Origin of the sequence: Vogesella aquatica, assembly GCF_028548455.1 — a bacterium.
In the GTDB taxonomy this organism is placed as follows: Bacteria; Pseudomonadota; Gammaproteobacteria; order Burkholderiales; family Chromobacteriaceae; genus Vogesella; species Vogesella aquatica.
Genome location: NZ_JAQQLF010000032.1, coordinates 13,109 through 36,960, shown reverse-complemented (window position 1 = coordinate 36,960; position 23,852 = coordinate 13,109). Strand labels below are relative to the sequence as shown.

The window sequence follows — 23,852 nt, the reverse complement described above, 5'->3', positions numbered from 1 at the left end:
CTGGTGGCCATAGCGAGGTGGTCCCACGCCTTCCCATTCCGAACAGGACCGTGAAACGCCTCAGCGCCGATGATAGTGCAGATACCTGTGTGAAAGTAGGACACCGCCAGACGCCCGATTCCGAAGCCCAGCTCAGACGAGCTGGGCTTTGTGCTTTGGTGCGGCGAAAACAGACGTCTGCCCATGCGGCACATCACCCACCATCTACGGCCCCGACGGCCACTCCATCCCGATGTGACTTCCCCTTGTGGCCAACCTTGGCCGCAGTGACGCCGCTATCAAAACAAAGCCCGCTTGCGCGGGCTTTTTGTTTTTAACGTTGCGGGTCAGGCGCGTTTCAGGCGTGGTTTGAGCAGCGCTAGCGGTGTGGGTAGCAGCTGATCCGGTGTGCTGAGGCCCAGTGCGTAGCGGATGACTTCTTTCTTTACCGGGCCGCTGTGGTTGGCCAGCTTCAGGCCGAGGTTGCGCACGAAGCGCAGCGGGCCGCTATCGTTGCTGAAACCGTAGCAGAAGGCGTCCATCAGGCGTTGCATGCCATGGTTGGGCAGCATGCGCTGGCGCTGGTAGCGCTGCAGTACGGCCAGGCTGGCGATGTCTTCGCCTTGCTGTACGGCCTGTTCCAGTACCTGGCACAGCGCCTCGGCGTCCTGGAAGCCGAGGTTGACGCCCTGGCCGGCCAGCGGGTGGATGGTGTGGGCGGCGTCGCCGGCCAGCACCACGCCGGCGCGCACGTAGTCTTGCGCATGGCGGCGGATCAGCGCAAAGCTGCCGCGGCTGACGACATGGGTGAGGGTGGGCAGCGCGTCGGGGAATTCGCGGCTAAATGCGGCGATCAGCGCGGTATCGTCCAGCTGCAGCAGCTGTTGTACCTGCTGTGGCTGGTGGTACCACACCAGGGAGGCGTAGTCGCCCGGCAGCGGTAGCAGCGATTGCGGGCCGTTGGGGGTGAAGCGCTGCCAAGTGATATCACGCTCGCCACCCTGGATGCCAACGGTAGCGACGAAGGCGTGCATCGGGTACTCGTGGCTGTTGAGGCCGATGCTGGCGGCGTCACGTACTTGCGATTTGGCGCCGTCGGCGCCGATGACCAGGCGTGCGACAAAGCTGCGGCCGCTGGCCAGCTCGATGCGGCTGCCACCGGCCTGGATGTCCAGACGCTGGATGCTGTCCGGGCAGATCAGCTGGATGTTGGCGTGCTGTTGCAGCGCCTGGGTGCAGGCCAGCTGCACGATGCGGTTTTCGATGATGTGGCCCAGGTTGGCCGCATCCACTTCGCCCGCGTCGAACAGCGTGCCGGCGCTGCGCTCGGTTTCCCATACCTGCATGCGCTGGTAGGGGGCGCTGCGCATGGCTTCGATGTGTTGCCAGGCGCCGATGCGTTCCAGCAGCGCGCGCGAGGCGGGGCTGATGGCGGATACGCGCAGGTCGGGCGGGCTGGCGGGGTCGAAGGCCGGCGGTGCCTGCTGTTCCAGCACGGCGATGTTCAGGCCGCTGTGGCCTAGCCGGGCAGCGATGGCGGTACCCACCATGCCGCCGCCCACGATGAAGATATCTACATGTTCGACCATAAAACCCCCCGATAGCACGCCGGCGCGGCCGGCAGGAAAGCGGCTACTGTAGCAGCGCACCTTGCGGCCAACCTTGGCCTGCATCAATCATGGGCTGCCGAGCTTGTCCTGCAGGCGCGGGATGATGAAGCTCATGAAGGCCTGGTATTTGCGCGGCAGCGGCTGCTGGTAGGCAAACACCAGAAACACCGGCCAGCCGGCGGCGCGCCAGTCTGGCAGTACTTCGGCCAGAATGCCTTTTTCCACCAGTGGCTGGCCCATATAGCTGGGCAGCAGGCCGATGCCATGGTGCTGCTTGAGTACCGAGGCCACCACGCTGTACTGGTCTACCGTGAGTGCCGGGCGCAGCTTGATGGTGGTTTGCTGGTCATCGCGTTCCAGCCGCCATTCTTCGCCCTGCTCGCTGTAGTAGGCGTTGCTGATCAGGCGATGCAGCTGCAGGTCGTCCAGCGCATGCGGGCTGCCGTGCTCGGCCAGGTACTCGGGTGAGGCGTACAGCTTTTCCCACACCAGGCCTACCGGGCGCGCCACCAGGCGGTCGTCGTGCACATTACGGGTACGCAGGCAGAAATCCAGCCCTTCTACTACCGGGTCCACCACGCGGTTTTCTACTTGCAGGCGCACTTGCAGGTCGGGAAACTCGTGCGCCAGCTCGGCCAGCAAGGGGCCCAGCAGTTGCTGCGCCAGGCCGGCGGAACAGCCGATACGCAGCGGGCCTTCTACCTTGTCTTTGCTTTCATCGATATCGGTACGTATGCCCGCCAGCAGCACGCGCAGTTTTTCGGCGTGGCGTGCCAGGCGCTGGCCGCTTTCGGTCAGTACCACGCGGCGGGTATTACGCAGCACCAGCACGGTGCCCAGCTCTTGCTCCAGCTCTTTGATGAGCTGGCTGACGCGGCTTTTGGCGCAGCCCAGATCGTTGGCCGCTGCGGTAAAGCTGAGGCAGCGGGCGAGGGCGTCAAAAGCCAGAAGAGCGTCTGGCGGCAGGCTGGGCGTGGCTTTCATGTCAGGGCACAAGCGCGGTATCGGGCCTGCCAGTGTATCACCGCGCTTGCAATAATTGCGTAGCAAGGCGCTGGCCCAGCGTGGTAATGGCTGCTTCCAGCGCCGGGGTGAAAGGTTGGCCGCAATTGATACGCAGGCAGTGGCCAAAGCGTGGCTCGGCCGAGAATGCCATGCCGGGGGCAAAGCTGATGCCGTCGGCCAGCGCCGCTTGCAGCAGCGCGGTGGTATCGCTCTGTGGCGGGCACTCTACCCACAGCAGCATGCCGCCTTGCGGCTTGCGGATGCGCGTGCCCTTGGGGAAGTGGCGCATCACGGCATCGGCGGTGGCGTGCATCTGGCTGGCCAGCTGCTGGCGGATGCGCGCGCTGGTGCGCTGGTAGTCGCCGCTATCCAGCACGTCGGCCAGCACGGCCTGCAACAGCGGCGACACCGTCAGCGTGCTGCTGGCCTGCAACTGCGCCAGCGCGGCGTGGTGGCGGCCGGCGGCCACCCAACCCAGCCGCAGTGACGGCGCGTAGCTCTTGGTGAACGAGGCGCAGTAGATCACCTGGTCGTGGCGGTCCCAGGCCTTCATGGGGGTGGGGCGTTCGCTGCCGTAGTACAGGTCGCCGAACACGTCGTCCTCGATCAGCGTCAGGCCGTACTGGCTGGCCAGCTGCAGCAGGCGCTTCTTGTGTTCGTCCGGCATCAGTGCGCCGGTGGGGTTCTGGAAGTGCGGTACACACACCAGGCACTTTACGGCCGGGCCGTGGCGCAGCGCGAACTCCAGCGCTTCCAGCGATAGCCCGCTGTCTGGCGTGCAGGGGATTTCCAGCGCCTTCAGCCCCAGGCCCTGCAGGGTTTGCAGCAGGCCAAAGTACACCGGGGTTTCTACCGCCACGGTGTCGCCGGGGCGGGTGAGGTAGCGCAGCGCCAGGCTGATGCCCTCGGTAATGCCGTGGCAAGGCAGGATGCCGTCTGCCGGCAGCGACAGGCCGCGTTCGCTGGCGATGCGTTGCAGGCCATGGCACAGGCGGCGCTGGATATCGCCGGGCAGGTGGGCACCAATCAGCCCGGGCTGGCGGGTGAGCGTGCTTTGCAGCCGCCGCGCCAGCTCGGCTGACGGGTATAGCGTGGGCGAGGCTTCGGCCATGTGCAGCTGCCAGCGGATGCGCTCGTCGCCTAGCTGCAGCAGGGTGGACATGCGGCTTTTCAGGTCGACCAGCGCCGCCGCGGCCGGTAGCGGCGAAGCCTGGCCGCTACCCGGCGCCGGGTGGGGCTGCAGGGCGGCAAAGTAGCCGGCGCGCGGGCGTGCCACCACGCGTTGTTGCTGTTCCAGGTGGCGGTAGGCGGCCAGCGCAGTGAGCACATTCACATCGTGCTCGGCGGCCAGTGCACGGACGGACGGCAGACGGCTGCCGGGCGCGTAGTGGCCGCTATCGAGCTGTTGCAGCAAGTTGGCCGCAATGCGCTGGTAGACGGCGGGGTGGGCGGTATCGGTCATCGCTCTGTTATATAGAACAGACGCGCCGTGCGCCAGTGTGTTGTAGCCGGCTGTGGCAGGCGGGCCACGCCGTGGTCGCGTACAGTAGCGCTACCGGTGCTGTTCTGCCTGCCGCCCGCGGCGGGCCATACAGCAAGCGGCTGCCCAGACGGCAGCACAGCCTGCGGGGGCTGGTTGACCCGTGGCGGCCTACCCGGAAGCCTTTTGTATGAAAGAACAGCATGCTTAAACATTTACCCCCGTCTACCCTGATCGCCGGTGTGCTAACGATTGCCGTTGGCTATACCGGCCCTTTTCTCATCATCGTGCACGCCGCACAGCAGGCTGGCCTGAGCGCCGCCGAGCTGGCCAGCTGGCTGTGGGCGGTGTCCATCGGCTCCGGCGTGGTGGGCCTGTGGCTGTCGTGGCGCTGGAAGATGCCCATCATTACCGCCTGGTCCACCCCCGGTGCGGCGCTGCTGTTGGCCGCACTGCCCACGGTAAGCTACCCCGAGGCGGTGGGCGGTTACGTGATCGCCGGGCTGCTGGTCTGGCTGATCGGTATCAGCGGCGCATTTGATGCGCTGATGAAGCGCTTCCCGCCGGCATTGGCCGCCGCCTTGCTGGCCGGCATCCTGTTCCGTTTTGTGGCCGAGCTGGTACCGGCGGTGCGCGAGCACGCGGCGCTGGTGCTACCGATGGCGCTGATGTTCTTTGTTGGCCGCCGGCTGTGGCCGCGCTACGCGCTGATGGGCGCATTGGCACTGGGTGGCGTGTTTCTGCTGGCCACCGGTGGCTTTGCCGCTGCGCCTAGCCTGGCCAATGCCGCCAGCGGCCCGCTGTGGACCACGCCGGTGTTTACGCTGGCAGGGCTCAGCAATATTGCCTTGCCGCTGACGCTGATCGCGCTGACCGGCCAGTTTCTGCCTGGTATGGCGGTGCTGAAGAATGATGGCTACGAGATTCCGGCACGGGTACCGGTGAGTGCGCTGGGCGGTGCCTCGCTGCTGTTGGCACCGTTTGGCTGCCACGGCGTGGTACTGGCGGCGATCACGGCCGCCATGTGTACCGGCCTCGAAGCCCACCCCGACCGCGCCCAGCGCTGGAAAGCCGGTGTAGTCGCTGCCTGCTGCTACATTCTGGTGGCGCTGTTTGGTGGCGCACTGGTGGCGCTGCTGCTGGTAATGCCCAAAGCGCTGGTGATGGCGGCGGCGGCGCTGGCGCTGTTCGGCACGCTGGCCAGCTCGCTATCGGCCGCGCTGGCCAGCGACACCCAGCGCGAGGCGGCACTGCTCACCTTTGTGGTGGCGGCCTCCGGCGTGAGCTTTGCCGGTATCGGCGCGCCGTTGTGGGCGCTGCTGGCCGGTGTGGCGGTGAGCCTGCTGCTGCGCTGGCAGCTACCCAAGCCCGCCAAGGGCGCTACTTCCTGCCGCGAAAGCACGGCCAAACGCTGAAAAGTGGCAATGCTGCCACTGCACAGGCCACATCCGGCGGATGGTGGCCTGTTTTTCTATACAAATGGGCGATTGTATACAAAAATGCTGGCTTCACCGCTCACCACCGGAAGCCACCATGTTCCAGCCCGCCATCTACCAGCAGCGCCGCGACAAGCTTGCTACCCTGCTGCCCGATAGCCTGATCCTGTTTTTGGGTAATGTTGATTCGCCGATGAACTACCGCGACAACATTTTCCCCTTCGTGCAGGACAGCTCGTTCCGCTACTTCTTCGGCCTGAACGAGCCGGGCCTGGCCGGTGTGATGGACACCGCCAGCGGCGACACTACCCTGTTCGGCAACGACCCGGACGTGGCCGACATCGTGTGGACCGGCGAGCTGCCCACGCTGGCCGAACGCGCCGCCCGTGCCCGGGTTGGCCGCAGCCAGCCCTACGCCGCGCTGGCCGGCGTGCTGGCCGCTGCCCGCGCGGCCGGCCGAGCCGTGCACTACCTGCAGCCCTACCGTGGCGAAACCGTGCTGGCGCTGGCCGGCCTGCTGGATGCGACCCCGCAAGCGGCGCAGCAAGGCTACAGCGAAGCGCTGACCCGTGCCGTGGTGAGCCTGCGCGAAATCAAGGGTGACGAGGAAATCGCCGAGATGGAAGCCGCGCTGGCGGTGACCCGCGACGCCCACCTGGCCGCCATGCGCGCCGCCCGCCCTGGCGTGGTGGAACACGCCATCGTCGGCGAAATGGAAGGCATCGTGCGCCGTCACGACTGGCAGCTGGCCTACCCCAGCATCTTCTCGCGCCGCGGCGAAGTGCTGCACAACCATCACCACGACCAGGTGCTGCAAACCGGCGACCTGGTGGTGAACGACACCGGCGCCGCCAGCGGCGGCGGCTACGCCAGCGACATCACCCGCACCATTCCGGTGGGCGGCAAATTCAGCCCGCGCCAGCGCGAACTGTACGACACCGTGCTGGCCATGCAGCTGGCCGCCATCGATGCTATCCGCCCCGGCGTGCGCTACCTGGACATCCACAAGCTGTCCGCCCGCGTGATGGTGGAGCGCATGAGCGCGCTGGGCTTCTTCCACGGTGACGCCGACGCCATTGTGGAAAGCGGCGCCTACGCCATGGCCTTCCCGCACGGCCTGGGCCACCAGATCGGCATGGACGTGCACGATATGGAAGGCCTGGGCGAAGACCTGGTGGGCTACGGCGACGGCACCGAGCGCAGCCCGCTGTTCGGCCTGGGCTATTTGCGCCTGGGCAAACCGCTCTTGGCCGGCATGGTGATTACCGTGGAGCCGGGCATTTACTTTATTCCGGCGCTGATCGACGCCTGGCAGGCCGAAGGCCGCCACGCGCAGTACATCAACTACGCCCGTTTCAACGAATACCGCGACTTTGGCGGCATCCGCATCGAGGACGACGTGCTGGTCACTGCCGACGGCAGCCGCGTGCTGGGTGAGCCTATTGCCAAGACCGCCGACGAAGTCGAGGCCGTCATGGCCGGTTAACCGTGTTTCATCGTGCAATACTCCATCACTGATACCGCCCTCCGGGGCGGTTTTTTTGTTTTATGCTGTGGTGTGCACCGGTTGATACCGAACAAACTGTTACCAATACTTGCATAAAAAAGCTGTGCATTTGCCCGCCGTGTGCTTAGATGGAAGTACCGGCAAGCAAAGGGGAGTGCAAAAGCTTGCCCGGCCCCCCGCCACCCCTGGCGGCAAGACAATCCCGGGGTGTGGCCATCCAGCCCGATGGCGGCACCCGCGAAGAGGAGAACCAATATGGAATACCACGCCCTGCAAACGCTGAGCCTGCCTGCCCAGACCGACCTGATCCATGTAGAGCAGCGCCCGCAGCGCCAGGTCACGCTGAAAAGCCCCGCTACCGAAGTGATGACCGACCTGCGCGTGATCGACCCGATCAGCATCAACGAAGACGCGCTACTGGATGACGCCCACGCCCGCATGGTGAGCCACGGTATCCGCCTGCTGTTTGTTACCGACGCCGACGGCAGCTTTGCCGGCCTGTTGACTGCTACCGATGTGCTGGGCGAACGCCCGCTCAAGCAGATCCACGAACACGGCAAGCGCCATAAAGAGATTGTGGTGGGCGACGTGATGACGCCGCGCAAGCAGCTGGAAGCACTGAACCTGGCCGATATCAGCCGCTCTACCGTGGGCCACGTGGTAGCCACCATGAAAGATCTGGGTCGCCAGCATTCGCTGGTGGTCGAGCGTAACGAGTCCAGCGGCCACTACGAAGTGTGCGGGCTGTTCTCCACCTCCACCATCGCCCGCCGCCTGGGTACCTCGCTGAACTTTGTACGCGTGCCCAAAGCGTTTTCCGAGATCGAACACGCGCTGATGCACGAAGAGTAAGCAGCAATCTGCCTCGCCATAGCAACCCGGCCCCGCGCCGGGTTTTGTTTTGCCTGCGGCCAACCTTAGTCCGTATCGGCATCCTGCGGCACGGCGGTGGTGTATTTGCAGGTATTGATCACTACCAGCGATTCGAACTCGCGTACGTGCGGGTTGTTCATCAGGTGGGCGCGGGCAAAGCGTTCGTAGTCGGCCATGTCGCGCACCAGCACCATCAGCACGAAATCCGGCCGGCCGGTCACGTTGTAGCACTCCATTACCTCGGGCGCGGCCTGCATGCTGGCCTTGAAGGCGTCCACCAGCGGCGTTTGCGCCCGCTGCAGCATTACGTTTACCACCAGGCGCAGGCTGCGGCCGAACAGCGCCGGGTCCACCAGCGCCACCTCGCGGCGGATGTGGCCGTCGGCGCGCAGCCGCTTCAGGCGGCGGGTCACGGCGGTGGGCGACAGGTTCACCGCCTCGGCCAGCGCGTCGTGGGTCTGGCGTGCGTCTTCTTGCAGCAGTGCCAGCAGCTTGCGGTCGTAGTTATCCAGCATGTCAGTTTTCCTGCATTTAATCGGCAAAAGTCGCAGCGTGGCTGCGCTGCCATGCATGATAACGCAGCAGGCTGGATAGAGGGCTTGCCTACACTGGCGCTATTGTCCTTGCACCGGAATGCCTGCCATGACCAGCGCCAGCCTCAGCCGCCGCCTTGCGGCCAACCTTGCCGACCTGTCCGCCAGCCGCTGGCTGCCCTACGCGCTGTTTGCCGGGCTGGTGACGATGTGGGCCTACAACTATGTGGTGATGAAGGTGACGCTGCAGGCCACCACGCCGCTGACGCACCTGATCCTGCGCACCACCATCGGCAGCCTGACGCTGTTTGGCGTGCTGCTGGCGCGCGGGCGGGCGCTGAAGCCGCAGCGCTTGGGCGACGCCGCCAAGGTGGGGCTGACCACCACCTTTGCCTACGGCCTGACGGTAACGCTGGCGCTGGTGGCCGGCGCTGCCGGGCGCACCTCGGTGCTGGTGTTCACCATGCCGTTCTGGGTGGCGCTGCTGTCGCACTGGCTGCTGGGCGAGCCGTTTTCCGCCAACGCCCGCCGTGCGCTGGCGGCCGGTTTTGCCGGCCTGATGCTGATTGTGGCGCCGTGGCAGCTGCACGGCGGTGTGCTGCCGATGCTGCTGGCGGTGCTGGCCGGCTTGCTGTGGGCGCTGGGCTCGGTGCTGACCAAGCGGGCGGCGCAGAACGGCCCGCTGGACAGCCTGAATTTCTCTGGCTGGCAGGCGCTGATCGGCCTGGCGCCGTTGCCGCTGTTGCTGCCGTTTGCCGACTTTGCCGGTATCCAGTGGTCGGTACAGTTTGTGCTGGGGATGGTGTATTCGGGGGTGTTTTCCAGTGCCGTGGGCTGGCTGGCCTGGCTGTGGCTGCTGCGCCGCCTGCCGGCGTCCACCCTCAGTTTTAATGCCTTGGTGATTCCGGTGCTGGCAGTGGCCATGGCCGCCAGCAGCCTGGGCGAGTGGCCCGCCACGCGCGAGCTGGGCGGCATGCTGCTGATCGGTGCCGGCATCCTGCTGATCTCGCGCCGTTAAACCGTAAGACCCTGTGCGCGGCAGGGGCTTGTCGGCAGGCGGGGGCCGGTGCAGGCCTCTATAATGCCGGCAACTGTCACTGATGCGGCCAACCCTGCCGCCCCGCGCTCCGATGCTCGATCTCTTCTTCATCCGCGATGGTGTGCCCACCGCCCTATTGCTGCAGGGCAGCTACCGTTTCGACTTGCTGGCGCTGTCGGTGCTGGTGGCCGTGCTGTCGTCCATCATGGCGCTGCAGGTGGCCGGCATGGCGCGGCTGGCCAACGGTGCCATGCTGCGGCAGACCGCCTTCCTGACCGGCTCGTTCTCGCTGGGGGTGGGCATCTGGTCGATGCACTTCATCGGCATGCTGGCCTTCAACCTGTGTACTACGGTGAGTTACGACTACCGGCTGACCCTGCTATCCATGCTGCCGGCCATTTTTGCCTCCTGGGTGACGCTGAACCTGCTGTGGCAGCGCCAGATCACCAGTGTGCAGCTGCTGCTGGGCGGCGTGCTGGTGGGCAGTGGTATCGGCACCATGCACTACAGCGGCATGGCCGCCATGGTGATGGCACCGCAGCTGCGCTACGACCCGCTGTGGTTTGCCGCATCCATCGTGGTGGCGGTGGTGCTGGCCATGCTGGCGCTGTGGATACGCTTCGGCCTGCGCCGGCGCGGTACCTTCAGCGCCATGCAATCCATCGTGCTGGGCGGGCTGGTGATGGGGCTGGCCATTGCCGGCATGCACTACACCGGCATGGCGGCGGCGCGTTTCATTGGCTACCCCGACCCGCCGGGCACGCCGCTGCAGGGTGACAATACCTATCTGGCGCTGGCCATCGCGCTGTTTACGCTTACCGCCGGCGTGTTCGTGCTGGCCGGCAACGCCATGCTGCGTTACCGCCAGCTGTTTGCGCAGATGCAGCAAAACGAGGCCGAGCTGCGTGCGGTGGTAGATACCGCGGTAGACGGCATCATCACCATCGATAGCCGTGGCCATATCCTGGGGCTGAACCAGGCTGCCGAGCAGATGTTCGGCTGGGCCGCCAGCGAGCTGATCGGCCACAACATCAACCAGCTGATGCCCGACCCCTACCGTTCCGGCCACGACGGCTACCTGGCGCACTACCTGGCCACCGGCGACGCGCGCGTGATCGGGGTGGGCCGCGAAGTGATGGCGCAGCGCCGCGACGGCAGTGTATTTCCCATCCGGCTGGCGGTGGGCCGCGCCCAATCCGGCAAGCAGGTACGCTTCATCGGTTTTGTTACCGATATCAGCGAGCGTACCCGGCTGGCGCGCGAGCTGCAGGCGCGCGAAACCCAGTACCGCACGCTGATTGCCAATATGCCTGGCGTGGCGTTCCGCAGCCGGGTGGACGTGGAGTGGAGCAAGCTGTTCATCAGCCACGCCATCACCGCGCTCAGCGGCTGGGAGCGCGAGCTGTTCCTTAATGGCAGCCTCAGCATGGTCAGCATCATGCACCCGGACGACCTGGCCCGCGTGCGCGACACGGTAGACAGCGCGCTGCGCGAGCGCCGTTCCTATGTTGTGGAATACCGCATTTTCCACCGCGATGGCGGCGAGCGCTGGGTATCGGAAAGCGCCGGCGGCGTGTACGACATGGACGACGCCGCGCAGTGGATAGACGGCGTGATTGTCGACATTACCGATAGCAAGGCGCGCACCGCCGAGCACGAAGGCGTGGTGGCCGCCATTCGCCACGCCATGTCGGTGGTGGAGTTCGACCTGCAAGGCCGCATTCTCGACGCCAACGACAATTTTCTGCAGCTGGTGGGCTACCAGCTGGATGATTTGCGCGGCCAGCATCACCGCCTGCTGTGCCGGCCGGACGAGGCGGCCAGCCAGGCTTACCGCGACTTCTGGGCTACCTTGCAGCGCGGCGAGTTCCACAGCGGCGAGTTCTGCCGCCTGCGCGCCGACGGCAGCGAAGTATGGATCCAGGCTACCTACAACCCCATTCTGGACGCCGACGGCAAGCCGTGGAAGATCGTCAAGCTGGCCAGCGACCTCTCCCCGCGCAAGCGTATGGAGCGCGAGCTGGTGGAAGCGCGTGACCGTGCCGAGCACGCCGCGCAGGCCAAAGGCATGTTCCTGGCCAATATGAGCCACGAAATCCGCACCCCGATGAACGCCATCATCGGCTTTACCGAGCTGCTGCAAGGCACGACGCTGGACGCGCAGCAGGCGCGCCACCTGCGTACCGTGCACGACGCCGCGCGCTCGCTGCTGCGCCTGCTCAACGATATTCTTGATACCGCCAAGCTGGAGCGCGGCGCGCTGGAGCTGGAGCAGCACGACTTTTCGCTGTACACGCTATGCGAGCAACTGGTGGGCACTTTTGCCCTGCAGGCTGGCAGCAAGGGCCTGCAGCTGCAGCTGGACTACGCCGCCGACTGCCCGCACGCCGTCCACGGTGACGCACTGCGCGTGCGGCAGGTGCTGACCAACCTATTGGGCAACGCCGTCAAGTTCACCGAGCGCGGCAGTGTCACGCTGTCGGTACGCCAGCACGGCGGCCAACTGCAGCTGTCTGTACGCGACACCGGCATCGGCATTGCCGCCGACCGGCTGGACAGCATCTTCGCGCCGTTCACCCAGGCCGACGCCAGCATGGCGCGCCGCTTTGGCGGCACTGGCCTGGGTACCGCCATTGCCCGGCAGCTGGTGGATCTGATGCAAGGGGAAATCACGGTACAAAGCCGGCTGGGCGAGGGCAGCAGCTTTACTGTGACGCTGCCGTTGCCGGCGGCACAGGCCGCGCTGCCGGTGTTGGCCGCAGGCGCGGACGAAACCGTCAGCCTGCCACCGCTGCACATTCTGGCGGTGGACGATGTCGAACAGAACCTGGAGCTATTGCAGCTGGTACTGGCACGGCACGGCCACAGCGTGGTGACCGCCGCGGGCGGCACCGACGCCGTGGCCGCCTACTGTAGCCAGCCCTTCGACCTGGTGCTGATGGACGTACAGATGGCCGGCGTGGACGGCCTGGAAGCCACGCGCCGCATCCGGCAGTGGGAGGCGGCGAGCCAGCAGGCGGCAGTACCGGTGATTGCGCTTACCGCCAGCGTGCTCAGCCAGGACCGTGCCGACGCCGAGGCCGCCGGCATGAACGGCTTCGCCACCAAGCCGGTAGACCCGGCGGCGCTGCTGGCCGAAATGGCGCGCGTGCTGGGCCTTGCCCAGGCGGCCGTGGCTGGCCACGCCCCTGGCGCGCAGGACATCGACCTGGCCGCCGCCGTTGCGCTGTGGGGCAGCCAGGACAAGGTACAGTCGCGCTGGCGCCGGCTGCTGGCCGACTACCACGACGTGGTGGCGCAGTTGGCCGCACAGCCGGCCGACGCCCGTGCCGCGCTGGCGCACCGCCTGCGCGGTGCTGCGGCCAACCTGGGCCTGCGCCGGGTAGCCGCCGCGGCAGCAGCGCTGGAACACGGCGACGGTGACATTGCCCGGATGACGGACGAACTGGCCGCAGCCCTGCAGGCCGTAGCGGCGGCATTACCCGCCGAAGCGGCTGCCGACCTTGTGCCGGTAGCCGACACCCCGCGCGCGCCCGGCCCGGAAGCCGCAGCCCTGCTGGACACACTGCAGCAGGCTTGCGAGCATGGCGAGCTTGACGACGCCAGCCTGGCCGCGCTGCAAGCTGCGTGGCCGCACCCCTTGTTGCCCGCCTTGCAGCAGGCGCTGGACGAATTCGATTTTGATGTGGCGCTGCAGGCGCTGGCGCAGCTGCGCCAGGCGGCAGCGCAGACTAGGTAGACGCCATGGCCCCCAACGATACCCGCCCGCTATTGCTGCTGGTCGACGACGAACCCACCAACCTGCAGGTACTGCGCCACATCCTGCAAGACCACTACCGGCTGCAGTTTGCCCGCGATGGCGACAAGGCGCTGCAGCTGGCGCTACGCGAGCAGCCGGCGCTGATCCTGCTGGACGTGATGATGCCGGGCATGACCGGGCTGGAAGTGTGCCGCCGGCTGAAGGCCGACCCGGCCACGGCGCGCATGCCGGTGATTTTTGTCACCGCGCTGTCCGACAGCCACGCCGAGAGCGAAGGCTTTGCCGCCGGCGGGGTGGACTACATCACCAAGCCGGTGAGCCCGCCCATCGTGCTGGCGCGGGTGCGGACGCACCTGTCGCTGGTGCGGGTGGAGGAATTGCGCGAGACGCGGCTGCAGATCATCCGCCGCCTGGGCCGCGCCGCCGAATTCAAAGACAACGAAACCGGCCTGCACGTGATCCGCATGAGCCATTACGCGCGCGAGCTGGCGCTGGCCGCCGGCCAGCCCGAGGCCTGGGCCGACGAGCTGCTGGACGCGGCGCCGATGCACGACATCGGCAAGATCGGCATCCCCGACGCCATTTTGCAAAAGCCCGGCAAACTGGACGCCGACGAGTGGCGCATCATGCAGACCCACGCCGAAATCGGCGCCCGCATCATGGGCGACGACCGCTCCAGCCTGCTGCAGATGGCTGCCTGCATTGCTCAGTGCCACCACGAGCGCTGGGATGGTAGCGGCTACCCACAGGGCCTGGCCGGCGAGGCCATACCGTTGGCCGCACGCATCGTCGCTGTTGCCGACGTATTCGACGCGCTGACCAGTGTGCGGCCGTACAAGGCAGCGTGGCGCATCGACGACGCGCTGGCGCATATCGCTGCCGAAGCCGGCAAGCACTTCGACCCGGTGCTGGTGGCGCACTTCCTGGCGCTGGAGCCCACGCTGCGGCAGATCCAGGCGCGCTGGGCCGAGTAGGCCCGCAAAAAGCGGCACGCTGGCCTGGTAGTGCCACTCAGTTAACGCTGACTGGCGTTTTTTTTGGTTAGGGGGCTGTTGCGCTGAAGTACGCTAGTGTGTCCGCGATGCGGACGATGATTAGATGCCGGTTCCGCCCGGCAGGCGGGAAAGGGGGCGGATTGCCGCCCCCTTTTCATTCCCCCGCAACCCGGGGCTGCTCGAAACCCCGGTCAAAATGACACGCCCCAGGCGCCGCCGAACTCGCCCCTCGCTAACGGCTCGGAGCTCAAACAAATCGGCGTCTTAAAACCTGGGGCGCACCATTTTGCCCGGCTCGCGCCAACGGGATGGGGCGCTTCATTCACGCCCACCCACTTGATGGCCAAGCATATTCGCTTAGCTGGCTGGTATTACGCTGACGCTGGCAAAAATGCGCAAGGGCCGCTGCGTGTCAGCGCTTGCCGGCAGCCTCTTCGCGGCGGCGCTTGGCTTCGTCCAGCAGGTACACCTGGTAGTCGTCCAGGTCGCCTTCGAAGTCGCTGACCCCGCCGCGCGAGACCAGCCAGAACTCGTCGCACACGGCGCGCAGCAGCGCGCGGTCGTGGCTGACCAGCATTACCGAGCCTTCGAATTCGTTCAGCGCCACGCTCAGCGCCTCGCGGGTGGCCAGGTCCAGGTGGTTGGTCGGTTCATCCAGCAGCAGCAGGTTGGGGCGCAGCCACACGATCATGCATAGCACCAGGCGGGCTTTTTCGCCGCCGCTCATGCTGCCGACGGCTTGCTTGACCATGTCGCCGCTGAAGTTGAAGGTGCCCAGGAAGTTGCGCAGGCCTTGTTCGCGGCAGTCGGCTGCCGGCGGGCGCAGCGCGGCCGGGGTGTCGCGCGCCAGGCGCAGCATGTGCTGCAGCGGGTCGTCCTCGGGGCGCAGCACGTCCAGCTCCTGCTGCGAGAAGTAGCCGATGCTCAGGCCCTTGCCGCGGATGACTTCGCCGCTGACCGGGCGCAGCGCCTCGGCCACGGTTTTCACCAGCGTGGATTTGCCCTGGCCGTTGGCACCCAGAATGCCGATACGCTGGCCGGCCAGCACCGAGCGGCGTACGCCCTGCACGATCACGGTTGGTGGTGTATCGACCGGCGCGTCGTCCGGCGCCGGGTAGCCGAAGGCGGCTTCGCTCAGCGTCAGCATGGGGTTGGGCAGGCTGGACGGCTCTTTGAATTCGAACTGGAATTCGGCGTCGGCCAGTACCGGCGCAATCTTCTCCATGCGCTCCAGCGCTTTCACCCGGCTTTGCGCCTGCTTGGCCTTGCTGGCCTTGGCCTTGAAGCGGTCGATAAACTTTTGCAGGTGGGCGATCTTTTCTTGCTGTTTGGCCTGCGCGGCCTGCTGCAGCACCATCTGCTCGGCGCGCATGTCTTCAAACTTGCTGTAGTTGCCGCCGTAGCGCACCAGCTTGCCGTGGTCGATGTGCAGGGTCACATTGGTAATGGCGTCGAGGAATTCGCGGTCGTGGCTGATCACCACCAGCGTGCCGGCGTATTGCTTCAGCCAGGCTTCCAGCCACACCAGGGCGTCCAGGTCCAAGTGGTTGGTGGGTTCGTCCAGCAGCAGCAGGTCGGATGGGCACATCAGCGCGCGCGCCAGCTGCAGGCGCATGCGCCAGCCGCCAGAAAAGCTGTTCACCGGGCGCTGCAGCTCGGCCACGCTAAAACCCAGGCCTAGAATCAATGCCTGCGCGCGGGCGGGGGCGTCGTGCGCACCGGCGTCGTTCAGCGCGGTGTAGGCGTGCGCCATGCGCATGTAGTCGTCGCCGGCCTCGGCTTCGGCCACTTCCTGCTGCGCGGCCAGCAGCGCGGTATCGCCTTCTACTACAAAGTCGGTAGCGCTTTGCGCGGTTTCCGGCATGTCCTGCGCCACCTGCGCCATGCGCCACTGGGCCGGGATATGAAAGTCGCCGCCGTCTTCGTGCAGGCTGCCGTTCAGCACGGCAAACAGCGACGATTTGCCGGCGCCATTACGGCCCACCAGGCCGACTTTTTCACCCGGGTTCAGGGTAACGGTGGCGCCATCCAGCAGCAGCTTGCTACCGCGGCGCAGTACAACATTTTTAAGCGTGATCATGAATACAGCCGCCAGGCGACCCGAAAAGGTAAAGCCGCACTGGCGCGGGGCCGGGTAACGACAGGGGGCGGCCAAGGTTGGCCGCAGGGCAGGGCTGCCCGTGGCGGGCAGCAGGCCGGCATGGTACCACGCCGTCGCCTTAGCCTGCCGGTGCCCGTGCCAGCAGCCACTGCTGCACGGTGGCCACGCCGGGCGGGCCGTCCGGGCGCATGGCCAGCGCGTAGGCAAAACCGTTGGCAAACGGCGGCCCCAGCGGTGCCTGCACGCGGCCGCTGGCCAGCTCTTCGTGCAGCAGCGTCACGTCGCCCAGCGTCACGCCAAAGCCTTGCACCGCGGCGTTCATGGCCTGGTCCAGGGTGTCGAACACCGTGCCGCGGCGGTAGTCCACCGTGCTTTCCTGGCGCTGCGCCAGCCATTGCCGCCAGTCGCGCTTGTCCAGCGACGGGTGCAGCAGCGGGAAGTGCGCCAGGTCGGCGGCTTGCTGCAAAGGTTGGCCGCAGCGCGCCAGCAGCTCGGGGGCGACTACTGGCGTGAGCTGCTCGCGGAACAGCAGGGTATCCAGCGCGCCCAGCGCGGCATGTGGCTTGTACACCACCGCCAGGTCGAAGTCTTCGCGGGCGAAGTTCACATCGTGGTCGTGGCTGCTGCACAGCTGGATGGGGATGTCGGGGTGCTGGCCGTTGAAGTCGCGCAGCGCCGCCAGCAGCCAGCGCACCACGCAGCTGGGCGCCTTGATGTTGACCGGCGTGCTCAGCATGGCGGTGGCGTCCAGGCCTTGCTCCAGCACGCCGAAGGCGCGCTGCACGTAGCCGTGCAGCATTTCGCCGCGCGGTGTCAGCCGCAGGCTGCGCGCAAAGCGGTGGAACAGCTCGTAGCCCAGATGCGCTTCCAGCAGCGCCACCTGCTTGCTGACCGCGCCCTGGGTCAGGCATAGCTCGTTGGCGGCGCGGGTGAAGCTTTGGTGGCGGGCGGCGGCGTCGAACACCGATAGCGCGTACAGCGGCAGGGTGGGGCGGGGCATGGCGGCTCCATGGCTGAGAAATTCTCGGCCATGATATGCCTGCAAATCGTTTGTCGCATAGTGCGGGCTACGGTTGAATGGCGGCACAACATCACACACCTGAGCCGCGCCATGCACACCCCGTTCACCCCGCAGTCCAAGCTACCCCACGTGGGCACCACCATTTTCACTGTCATCGGCCAGTTGGCCGCACAACACCAAGCCATCAACCTGTCGCAGGGTGCGCCCAACTTTGCTTGCAGCGACACGCTGGTGCGCTACGCACACGAGGCGATGCAGGCCGGGCACAACCAGTACGCGCCGATGAGCGGCCTGCCGGCGCTGCGCGAGGCCATCGCCGCCAAGGTAGCCACCCTGTACGGCCAGCCTTACCACCCGGACAGCGAGGTAACGGTGATGGCCAGCGCTAGCGAAGCGCTGTTTTCGGCGATAACGGCGCTGGTGCACCCGGGCGACGAGGTGATCGTGTTCGAGCCGGCGTTCGATAGCTACATCCCGATGATCGAGCTGCAAGGCGCGCGCGCCGTGGTGATCAAGTTGGCCGCGCCCGACTTTGCCATCCCGTGGGACGAGGTGGCCGCGCGCATCACGCCGCGTACCCGCATGATGGTGCTGAACACGCCGCACAACCCCACCGGCACCGTGCTGGGCGCCGCCGACGCCGCCCGCCTGCAGGCGCTGACCGCCGGCACCGACATCGTCATCCTGTCGGACGAGGTGTACGAGCACGTGGTGTTCGACGGCCAGCTGCACCACAGCATGAGCCGCTACCCGGCGCTGGCCGAGCGCGCCGTGGTGGTGACCTCGTTCGGCAAGACCTTCCATGTGACCGGCTGGCGCGTCGGCTACTGCCTGGCGCCGGCGGCGCTGATGGACGAAATCCGCAAGGTGCACCAGTTCGCCATGTTTGCCGCCGACACCCCGATGCAGCACGCGCTGGCGCGGCTGATGGCCGAGCCCGGGCACTACCTGGGCCTGGCCGCCTTCTACCAGCGCAAGCGCGACCTGCTGGTGTCGGCACTGGCCGGCAGCCGCCTGCAGCTGTTGCCCAGCCACGGCAGCTTCTTCCTGCTGGCGGGCTACGGCCACCTGTCGGACGAGCCCGACAGCCAGCTGGTGCAGCGCCTGATTACCGAACACGGCGTGGCCACCATTCCGGTGTCGGCTTTCTACGGCGACGGCACCGACCAGCGCCTGATCCGCCTGTCGTTTGCCAAAGACGACGCCACCCTGCTGGCCGGCGCCGAGCGCCTGTGCCGGCTGTAAGGAGCGCGTGATGAGCCATACCTTTACCGCCGCCGCCATCCAGCTGGTGTCCGGCGACGACCTGGCGGCCAACCTGGCCCGCGCCGAAGCCTGGGTGGCCGAGGCCGCCGCCGCCGGCGCAGAGCTGGTGGCGCTGCCGGAATACTTCTACCTGATGCCGGCGCACGACAGCGCACGGCTGGCGCTGGCCGAGCCGTTCGGCCACGGCCCGCTGCAGCAGCGCATGGCGGCGCTGGCCGCCCGCCACGGCGTGTGGCTGCTGGCCGGCACCCTGCCCTTGCAGGGCAGCCAGCCGCAGCGCTTTCATAACAGCAGCCTGCTGTACGGCCCGCAGGGCCAGTGCGTGGCACGCTACGACAAAGTGCACCTGTTCGGCTTTGACGACGGCCACGAGCGCTACGCCGAGGCCGACACCATGCAGCCGGGCAGCGCCATTACCAGCGCCGACACGCCGTGGGGCAGCCTGCGGTTGTCGGTATGCTACGACCTGCGCTTCCCCGAGCTGTACCGCCAGGCGCCGGCGCCGGTGTTGATCAGCGTGCCGGCCGCCTTTACCCACACCACCGGGCAAGCGCACTGGGAGCTGCTGCTGCGCGCCCGTGCCGTGGAAAACCTGGCCTTCGTCATCGCCCCCGGCCAGGGCGGAGTGCACCCCGGCGGCAAACGTACCTTCGGCCACAGCATGATCATCGACCCCTGGGGCCAGGTACTGGCCTGCCAGCAAGAGGGCGAGGGCATGGCGCTGGCCACACTCGATACCCACAGGCAACAGACCTGGCGCACGCGCCTGCCGGCCTTGCAGCACCGTCGCTTCACCAGCCCTTCCTTTATTGCTACCCAGGAGAAACCATGAACCGCCCACTTGCCCTTGCTGCCCTGCTGTTGTCGCCCCTGCTGGTGCAGGCTGCCGAACCGCTGCGCATCGCCACCGACGCCACCTACCCGCCGTTCGAATACGTGGATACCGCCGGCAAGGTAGCCGGCTTCGAGGTGGATTTTGCCTACGCCGTGTGCAAGGCGATGCAAACCCCGTGCGAGGTGGTAAACCAGCCGTGGGACGGGCTGATCCCCGGCCTGCAGGCCAGGAAATACGATGCCATCATGTCGTCGATGAACATCACCGACGAGCGCCGCAAGGTGGTGGCGTTCAGCAAGGTGTACTACCTGATGCAGAACCGTTTCGTGGCGCGCAAAGGCGTGGCGCTGGTGCCGGACCTGGCCGGCAAGGTGATTGCGGTGCAAACCGGCACCCCGCAAGACCGTTTTGTCACCCAGCAGTACAAGCAGGCCACGGTAAAGCGTTACGTGAATGCGCAAGACCCGATGCTGGAGCTGACCGCCGGCCGCGCCGACTTCACCTTCGGCAACACCGTGCAGCTGCAGAAGGGCTTCCTGGATACGCCTAACGGCAAGGCGTTTGCCTTTACCGGCCCGCTGTTTGACGGCCGCAAGGACAAGGTGCTGGGCGAAGGCGTGGCTGTGGCGCTGCGCAAGCAGGACGGCGCGCTGAAGGCCCGCTTCGACCAGGCTATCGACCAGGTGAAGCAGAGCGGGGAATACGCGGCGTTGCTGAAGAAGCACAATCTGGCCGGCTTGCTGGAAGACTAAGGCCAGGGGGATAAAAAGTTTTCACACAAAACTAAAGTAATGCTAAGGTAACGGTACTGCGTGAAAGTGCAGTGTAGATACAGATCAGTCAGTAGGGCGCGGCAGCGATGCCGCGCCCGTTTCTTTTTGTAGCCGTCTGCCCGGCCAGCCGGCATAGCGCGGCCACCAGCCACGGCACGTCGGGCGCCACGCTGCCGTCGTCCGGCAGGATGAAGTGGTAGCCCTGCAGCGCCACGGCCTGCGGCAATGGTTGTACCAGCGCGCCGCTGGCCAGCTCGGCGGCCACCAGCAAGGGGTTGGCCAGTGCGATGCCCTTGTGCGCCAGGCAAGCGTCCAGCGTCTGGTCGGCACTGAAATACACCGTTTGCGGCTGTAACCGTACGTGAACCCCTTGTGCGGCCAACCATAGCTGCCACCAGTCGCCATCGTCTTCGTGGATCAGCGTGTGCTGCAGCAAGTCGCCCACCTGTTGCGGGGCCGTATGGCTAGCCAGGTAGGCCGGCGTGCACACGGCAAACACCGGTGGCACCGCCAGCGTGTGGTAGTAGCCGGGCAGACGGGAGATATCGTCTGCCACCAGGCCCAGATCGGCGTCGCCGGGGCGCAACCGGCTGAAGGTGGCGTGCGGCTCGATGGCCAGCCGCAGGCCGGGGCGCTCGGCCAGCAGGCCATCCAGCAACGGTGCCAGCCAGCGCCGCGCCAGCCCCGGCACCACCATCAGCCGCAACAGGCCACCGCCTTGCAGCTGCTGGCTGGCGGCGGCCAACTCGTCCAGCAGGCGGCTGGCGGTAGCCAGATACTGCGTGCCGGCGGCGGTGGTGGCCACGCCGCGTGCGCTGCGCTGGAACAGCACTACCCCCAGCCAGTCTTCCAGCTGCCGTACGTGGCGGCCGATGGCCGGCTGCGTCACGTTGAGTTCGCGTGCGGCGGCGACAAAGCTGCCCAGCCGGGCGGCGGCTTCAAAGGCGCGAACACTGTTAAGCGGGGGCAGGCGGCGGGCCATGGCGGCTCCAGCGGTTAAATTAACTAACACAAGGTAGCAAAAAGCGTGTCTTGCCGGTAGCGCACTGCCGTCGCCACACTGTGGCAATACTTGTGGAGCCGCCATGTACCAGCCTTTCTACCACGCCGACCAGTACCGCCCGCAGCACAGCCCGCCCAGCTACTGGCACGCCACCACGCCGCGGCCAACCCTGGCGCCCGGCAGCGGCGAGCACACGGTGGATGTGGCGATCGTGGGCGGCGGCTACTGCGGGCTATCGGCGGCGCTACACCTGGCGCGCGACCACGGCGCCCGCGTGGCGGTGCTGGAGGCCGGCGATATCGGCTGGGGTGCCTCCGGCCGCAACGCCGGCTTCAACACGCTGCCCGCTACCAAACACGATTACATCGGCCTGCAACGGGCGCTGGGCGAGGCCGGCGCCGCCGGCTTCATGGCCGCGCAACAGGAAGCGCTACAGCTGGTGGCCAGCCTGGCGGCGGCAGAAGGCATCGCCACCCAGGCCTGCGGCGAAGGCAGCTACGTGGTGGCGCACAGCCCGGCCGCGTGGGCTGGCCTGCAGGACGAGTACCACGCCTGGCGGCTGCACACGCCGGTAGCCAGCCGGCTGCTGACGCGGGCCGAGTTTGCCGGCCGTGGCCACGCGGGCGACGCGCAGTACGGCGCGCTGCACATCCTGCACGGTGGCGGCCTGAACCCGCTGGCACTGGCCAGCGGCCTGGCGCAGGCCGCGCAGCGCCACGGTGCCATCCTGCTGCCGCAGCAAGCCGTACACGCCTGGCAGCCGCATAGTGGCGGCCACACGCTGCAGGCGGCAGACAGCGTGGTGCACGCGCGCCAGTTGCTGCTGGCCACCAACGGTTACCTGCCGGCCTGGCTGCCGCCGGTGCTGCGCCACCGCACGCTGCCAGTGATCTCCAACATCATTGTGACCCGCCCGCTAAGCGCAGCGGAGTGGGGCGCCTATGCCTACCACACCCACACGCCCATGTTCGACACCCGTCACCTGCTGAGCTACTGGCGCAGGCTGCCCGACGGCCGCCTGCTGTTTGGCGCCCGTGGCGACCTGAGCGGCAGCGACGCCAGCGGCCAGCGCCAGCGCGCCGCCTTGCAGGCACAGTTGGCCGCGTGTTTTCCGGCCTGGGCCGGGGTGGATATCGATTACTTCTGGCGCGGGCTGATCGCCGTTAACCGCCGCCTGTTGCCGCAATACGGCCCGCTGCCCGGCCTGCCTGGCATGTGGTACGCCGCCGGCTGCTTTGGCAGCGGCGTCAGCACCATGCCGTGGCTGGGGCGGGCGCTGGCGCGGGCCATGGCCGGCCAGCCACCCAGCGCCAGCGAAGCTGCCTGCGCCATGCACGGCCTGGCACCACGGCTGCCACCCGCCACCGCGCTGCAAAAGCTGGGCCTGCAGTTTGCTTATACCGCTTACGCCTGGCGCGACCGTCTTAGTGAACCTGCTTGAGGAGCCCCGCATGACTGCATTGATCTACCGCCCGTTGCTGGCCATCGCGCTAGCGGCCACCACGCTGGCCAGCCACGCCGCCGGCGTGGTGAACGTGTACAACTGGACCGACTACGTAGCCGACAGCACCAACGCCAACTTCAGCCGCGCCACCGGCATCAAGGTGCGCTACGACGTATTCGACAGCAACGAGATCCTGCGTGCCAAGCTGATGACCGGCAAAAGCGGCTACGACGTGGTGGTGCCCTCGCACAACACGCTGGCGCTGGGCATACGCGGCGGGCTGTTTCTGCCGCTGGACAAAGCCAAGCTGCCCAACCTCAAGAACCTGGACCCGGCCATCCTGAAGCTGGTGGAACAGTTCGACCCCGGCCAGCGCTACGGCGTGCCCAATTACTGGGGCTTCAATACGGTGGGCATCAATGTGGACAAGGTGAACAAGGCGCTGGGCGGCAAGCTGCCGGCCAACCCGTGGGACCTGATCTTCCAGCCCGAGTACGCCGCCAAGCTGCAAGGCTGCGGCATCAGCGTGCTGGACTCGCCCAGCGAGTTTTTCCCCGGCGCGCTGCATTACTTCGGCTTCGACCCCAACAGCAACAAGCTGGCCGACTACCAGGCGGTAGCCAGCAAGCTCAAGGCGGTGCGCCCGTACTACAAGGTGTTTTCCTCGTCCGGCTACTACAACCAGATGGCCAGCGGCGACCTGTGCGTGGCCATGGGCTACAACGGCGACTTCAACCTGGCGCGCCAGCGCGCCGAAGAAGCGCGCAACGGGGTGAAGATCCAGGCGCTGATCCCGCCCGGCGTGGACCTGTGGGTGGACATGTGGGCCATCCCGCGTGACGCGGCCAACGTCGACAACGCCCACGCCTACATCAACGCCATGCTGGAGCCCAAAACCGCCGCCGCCAACGCCGACCACGTGGCCTACGCCACCGCGGTACTGGCCGCCCGCCCGTACATGAAGCCGGCGCTGGTAAACAACCGCACCATCTTCCCGCAAGCGGCCGACTTGCAAGGCAGCTACGTATCGCTGACGCAGGACGCCAAAACCATCAGCGGCTATACCCGCATCTGGCAGCAGCTGCGCAGCGGGCGCTAGCCATGCCAGGCCGGCCAAGGTGGGCCGAGCGGGTTACCGGCAGCCCCCACCTGTGGGGGAGGGAAAGGCAGCGTCGGTGCGCTGGCGGCACTT

At 66.8% G+C, this 23,852-nt stretch carries 18 protein-coding genes and 1 rRNA gene; 12 read left to right on the top strand and 7 right to left on the bottom strand.

Annotation, left to right across the window (positions count from 1 at the left end):
* Positions 1–112 (top strand): 5S ribosomal RNA (rrf, locus tag PQU95_RS18110).
* A 214-nt stretch (positions 113–326) separates the two neighbouring features.
* On the opposite strand, the gene PQU95_RS18105 is transcribed toward rrf, so the two are convergent.
* From PQU95_RS18105 to PQU95_RS18095, 3 genes are all read right to left on the bottom strand, one after another.
* On the bottom strand, positions 327–1,568 hold the full coding sequence (locus PQU95_RS18105) for an FAD-dependent monooxygenase (RefSeq protein ID WP_272753303.1): 1,242 nt from the start codon (positions 1,566–1,568) through the stop codon (positions 327–329).
* An 87-nt stretch (positions 1,569–1,655) separates the two neighbouring features.
* Positions 1,656–2,573 (bottom strand): LysR family transcriptional regulator, encoded by a 918-nt coding sequence (locus tag PQU95_RS18100; RefSeq protein WP_272753302.1) that lies wholly within the window; start codon positions 2,571–2,573, stop codon positions 1,656–1,658.
* A gap of 37 nt (positions 2,574–2,610) precedes the next feature.
* Positions 2,611–4,056: an aminotransferase-like domain-containing protein gene (locus tag PQU95_RS18095; protein WP_272753301.1), complete on the bottom strand. Its 1,446-nt coding sequence runs from the start codon at positions 4,054–4,056 to the stop codon at positions 2,611–2,613.
* Positions 4,057–4,277: 221 nt separating this feature from the next.
* On the opposite strand from PQU95_RS18095, the gene PQU95_RS18090 reads away from it, so the two are divergent.
* From PQU95_RS18090 to PQU95_RS18080, 3 genes are all read left to right on the top strand, one after another.
* Positions 4,278–5,489 (top strand): benzoate/H(+) symporter BenE family transporter, encoded by a 1,212-nt coding sequence (locus PQU95_RS18090; protein ID WP_272753300.1) that lies wholly within the window; start codon positions 4,278–4,280, stop codon positions 5,487–5,489.
* 118 nt (positions 5,490–5,607) lie between these two features.
* Positions 5,608–6,996, top strand: coding sequence for an aminopeptidase P family protein (locus PQU95_RS18085; protein ID WP_272753299.1), 1,389 nt, complete (start codon positions 5,608–5,610; stop codon positions 6,994–6,996).
* 276 nt (positions 6,997–7,272) lie between these two features.
* A complete protein-coding gene (locus PQU95_RS18080) occupies positions 7,273–7,869 on the top strand; it encodes a CBS domain-containing protein (RefSeq protein ID WP_017510379.1) in 597 nt (198 codons plus the stop codon).
* A 65-nt stretch (positions 7,870–7,934) separates the two neighbouring features.
* On the opposite strand, the gene PQU95_RS18075 is transcribed toward PQU95_RS18080, so the two are convergent.
* A complete protein-coding gene (locus PQU95_RS18075) occupies positions 7,935–8,405 on the bottom strand; it encodes an Lrp/AsnC family transcriptional regulator (RefSeq protein WP_272753298.1) in 471 nt (156 codons plus the stop codon).
* A 127-nt stretch (positions 8,406–8,532) separates the two neighbouring features.
* Between PQU95_RS18075 and PQU95_RS18070 the strand changes: the two genes are divergently transcribed.
* From PQU95_RS18070 to PQU95_RS18060, 3 genes are all read left to right on the top strand, one after another.
* Complete coding sequence (locus tag PQU95_RS18070; protein ID WP_272753297.1) at positions 8,533–9,441, top strand: DMT family transporter; 909 nt, start codon at positions 8,533–8,535, stop codon at positions 9,439–9,441.
* Between the two features lie 112 nt (positions 9,442–9,553).
* Positions 9,554–13,201 carry a PAS domain S-box protein gene (locus PQU95_RS18065; protein WP_272753296.1) on the top strand — a complete coding sequence of 1,216 codons (3,648 nt, stop codon included), beginning with the start codon at positions 9,554–9,556 and terminating at the stop codon, positions 13,199–13,201.
* Between the two features lie 5 nt (positions 13,202–13,206).
* Complete coding sequence (locus PQU95_RS18060) at positions 13,207–14,196, top strand: response regulator (protein ID WP_272753295.1); 990 nt, start codon at positions 13,207–13,209, stop codon at positions 14,194–14,196.
* 433 nt (positions 14,197–14,629) lie between these two features.
* Here the strand turns inward: PQU95_RS18060 and PQU95_RS18055 are convergent, their stop codons facing one another.
* Positions 14,630–16,297, bottom strand: coding sequence for an ABC-F family ATP-binding cassette domain-containing protein (locus PQU95_RS18055; RefSeq protein ID WP_272753294.1), 1,668 nt, complete (start codon positions 16,295–16,297; stop codon positions 14,630–14,632).
* Positions 16,298–16,436: 139 nt separating this feature from the next.
* Positions 16,437–17,318 (bottom strand): LysR substrate-binding domain-containing protein, encoded by an 882-nt coding sequence (locus tag PQU95_RS18050; RefSeq protein ID WP_272753293.1) that lies wholly within the window; start codon positions 17,316–17,318, stop codon positions 16,437–16,439.
* Positions 17,319–17,429: 111 nt separating this feature from the next.
* Between PQU95_RS18050 and PQU95_RS18045 the strand changes: the two genes are divergently transcribed.
* From PQU95_RS18045 to PQU95_RS18035, 3 genes are read left to right on the top strand one after another with little or no spacing between them, the layout of a single operon-like run.
* Complete coding sequence (locus PQU95_RS18045; protein WP_272753292.1) at positions 17,430–18,584, top strand: methionine aminotransferase; 1,155 nt, start codon at positions 17,430–17,432, stop codon at positions 18,582–18,584.
* Positions 18,585–18,594: 10 nt separating this feature from the next.
* A complete protein-coding gene (locus PQU95_RS18040) occupies positions 18,595–19,437 on the top strand; it encodes a carbon-nitrogen hydrolase family protein (RefSeq protein ID WP_272753291.1) in 843 nt (280 codons plus the stop codon).
* Complete coding sequence (locus tag PQU95_RS18035; protein ID WP_272753290.1) at positions 19,434–20,192, top strand: transporter substrate-binding domain-containing protein; 759 nt, start codon at positions 19,434–19,436, stop codon at positions 20,190–20,192. The genes PQU95_RS18040 and PQU95_RS18035 overlap by 4 nt, the downstream gene beginning before the upstream one ends.
* Positions 20,193–20,280: 88 nt before the next feature.
* Here PQU95_RS18035 and PQU95_RS18030 read toward each other — a convergent pair whose 3' ends face one another.
* Positions 20,281–21,195 (bottom strand): LysR substrate-binding domain-containing protein, encoded by a 915-nt coding sequence (locus PQU95_RS18030; protein ID WP_272753289.1) that lies wholly within the window; start codon positions 21,193–21,195, stop codon positions 20,281–20,283.
* Positions 21,196–21,298: 103 nt separating this feature from the next.
* Here PQU95_RS18030 and PQU95_RS18025 point away from each other — a divergent pair, with 103 nt between their 5' ends.
* Positions 21,299–22,657, top strand: coding sequence for an NAD(P)/FAD-dependent oxidoreductase (locus PQU95_RS18025; RefSeq protein ID WP_272753288.1), 1,359 nt, complete (start codon positions 21,299–21,301; stop codon positions 22,655–22,657).
* 10 nt (positions 22,658–22,667) lie between these two features.
* Positions 22,668–23,759: an extracellular solute-binding protein gene (locus tag PQU95_RS18020; protein WP_272753287.1), complete on the top strand. Its 1,092-nt coding sequence runs from the start codon at positions 22,668–22,670 to the stop codon at positions 23,757–23,759.
* The last annotated feature ends 93 nt before the right edge of the window (positions 23,760–23,852 follow it).

Bases quoted from the DNA above. Each gene is read 5' to 3' on its own strand.
- PQU95_RS18025 (WP_272753288.1), top strand. From the start codon at position 21,299: ATGTACCAGCCTTTCTACCACGCCGACCAGTACCGCCCGCAGCACAGC.
- PQU95_RS18050 (WP_272753293.1), bottom strand. From the start codon at position 17,318: ATGCCCCGCCCCACCCTGCCGCTGTACGCGCTATCGGTGTTCGACGCC.
- PQU95_RS18030 (WP_272753289.1), bottom strand. From the start codon at position 21,195: ATGGCCCGCCGCCTGCCCCCGCTTAACAGTGTTCGCGCCTTTGAAGCC.
- PQU95_RS18020 (WP_272753287.1), top strand. From the start codon at position 22,668: ATGACTGCATTGATCTACCGCCCGTTGCTGGCCATCGCGCTAGCGGCC.
- PQU95_RS18080 (WP_017510379.1), top strand. From the start codon at position 7,273: ATGGAATACCACGCCCTGCAAACGCTGAGCCTGCCTGCCCAGACCGAC.
- PQU95_RS18085 (WP_272753299.1), top strand. From the start codon at position 5,608: ATGTTCCAGCCCGCCATCTACCAGCAGCGCCGCGACAAGCTTGCTACC.
- PQU95_RS18090 (WP_272753300.1), top strand. From the start codon at position 4,278: ATGCTTAAACATTTACCCCCGTCTACCCTGATCGCCGGTGTGCTAACG.
- PQU95_RS18035 (WP_272753290.1), top strand. From the start codon at position 19,434: ATGAACCGCCCACTTGCCCTTGCTGCCCTGCTGTTGTCGCCCCTGCTG.
- PQU95_RS18070 (WP_272753297.1), top strand. From the start codon at position 8,533: ATGACCAGCGCCAGCCTCAGCCGCCGCCTTGCGGCCAACCTTGCCGAC.
- PQU95_RS18100 (WP_272753302.1), bottom strand. From the start codon at position 2,573: ATGAAAGCCACGCCCAGCCTGCCGCCAGACGCTCTTCTGGCTTTTGAC.
- PQU95_RS18105 (WP_272753303.1), bottom strand. From the start codon at position 1,568: ATGGTCGAACATGTAGATATCTTCATCGTGGGCGGCGGCATGGTGGGT.
- PQU95_RS18040 (WP_272753291.1), top strand. From the start codon at position 18,595: ATGAGCCATACCTTTACCGCCGCCGCCATCCAGCTGGTGTCCGGCGAC.
- PQU95_RS18055 (WP_272753294.1), bottom strand. From the start codon at position 16,297: ATGATCACGCTTAAAAATGTTGTACTGCGCCGCGGTAGCAAGCTGCTG.
- PQU95_RS18075 (WP_272753298.1), bottom strand. From the start codon at position 8,405: ATGCTGGATAACTACGACCGCAAGCTGCTGGCACTGCTGCAAGAAGAC.
- PQU95_RS18045 (WP_272753292.1), top strand. From the start codon at position 17,430: ATGCACACCCCGTTCACCCCGCAGTCCAAGCTACCCCACGTGGGCACC.
- PQU95_RS18060 (WP_272753295.1), top strand. From the start codon at position 13,207: ATGGCCCCCAACGATACCCGCCCGCTATTGCTGCTGGTCGACGACGAA.
- PQU95_RS18095 (WP_272753301.1), bottom strand. From the start codon at position 4,056: ATGACCGATACCGCCCACCCCGCCGTCTACCAGCGCATTGCGGCCAAC.
- PQU95_RS18065 (WP_272753296.1), top strand. From the start codon at position 9,554: ATGCTCGATCTCTTCTTCATCCGCGATGGTGTGCCCACCGCCCTATTG.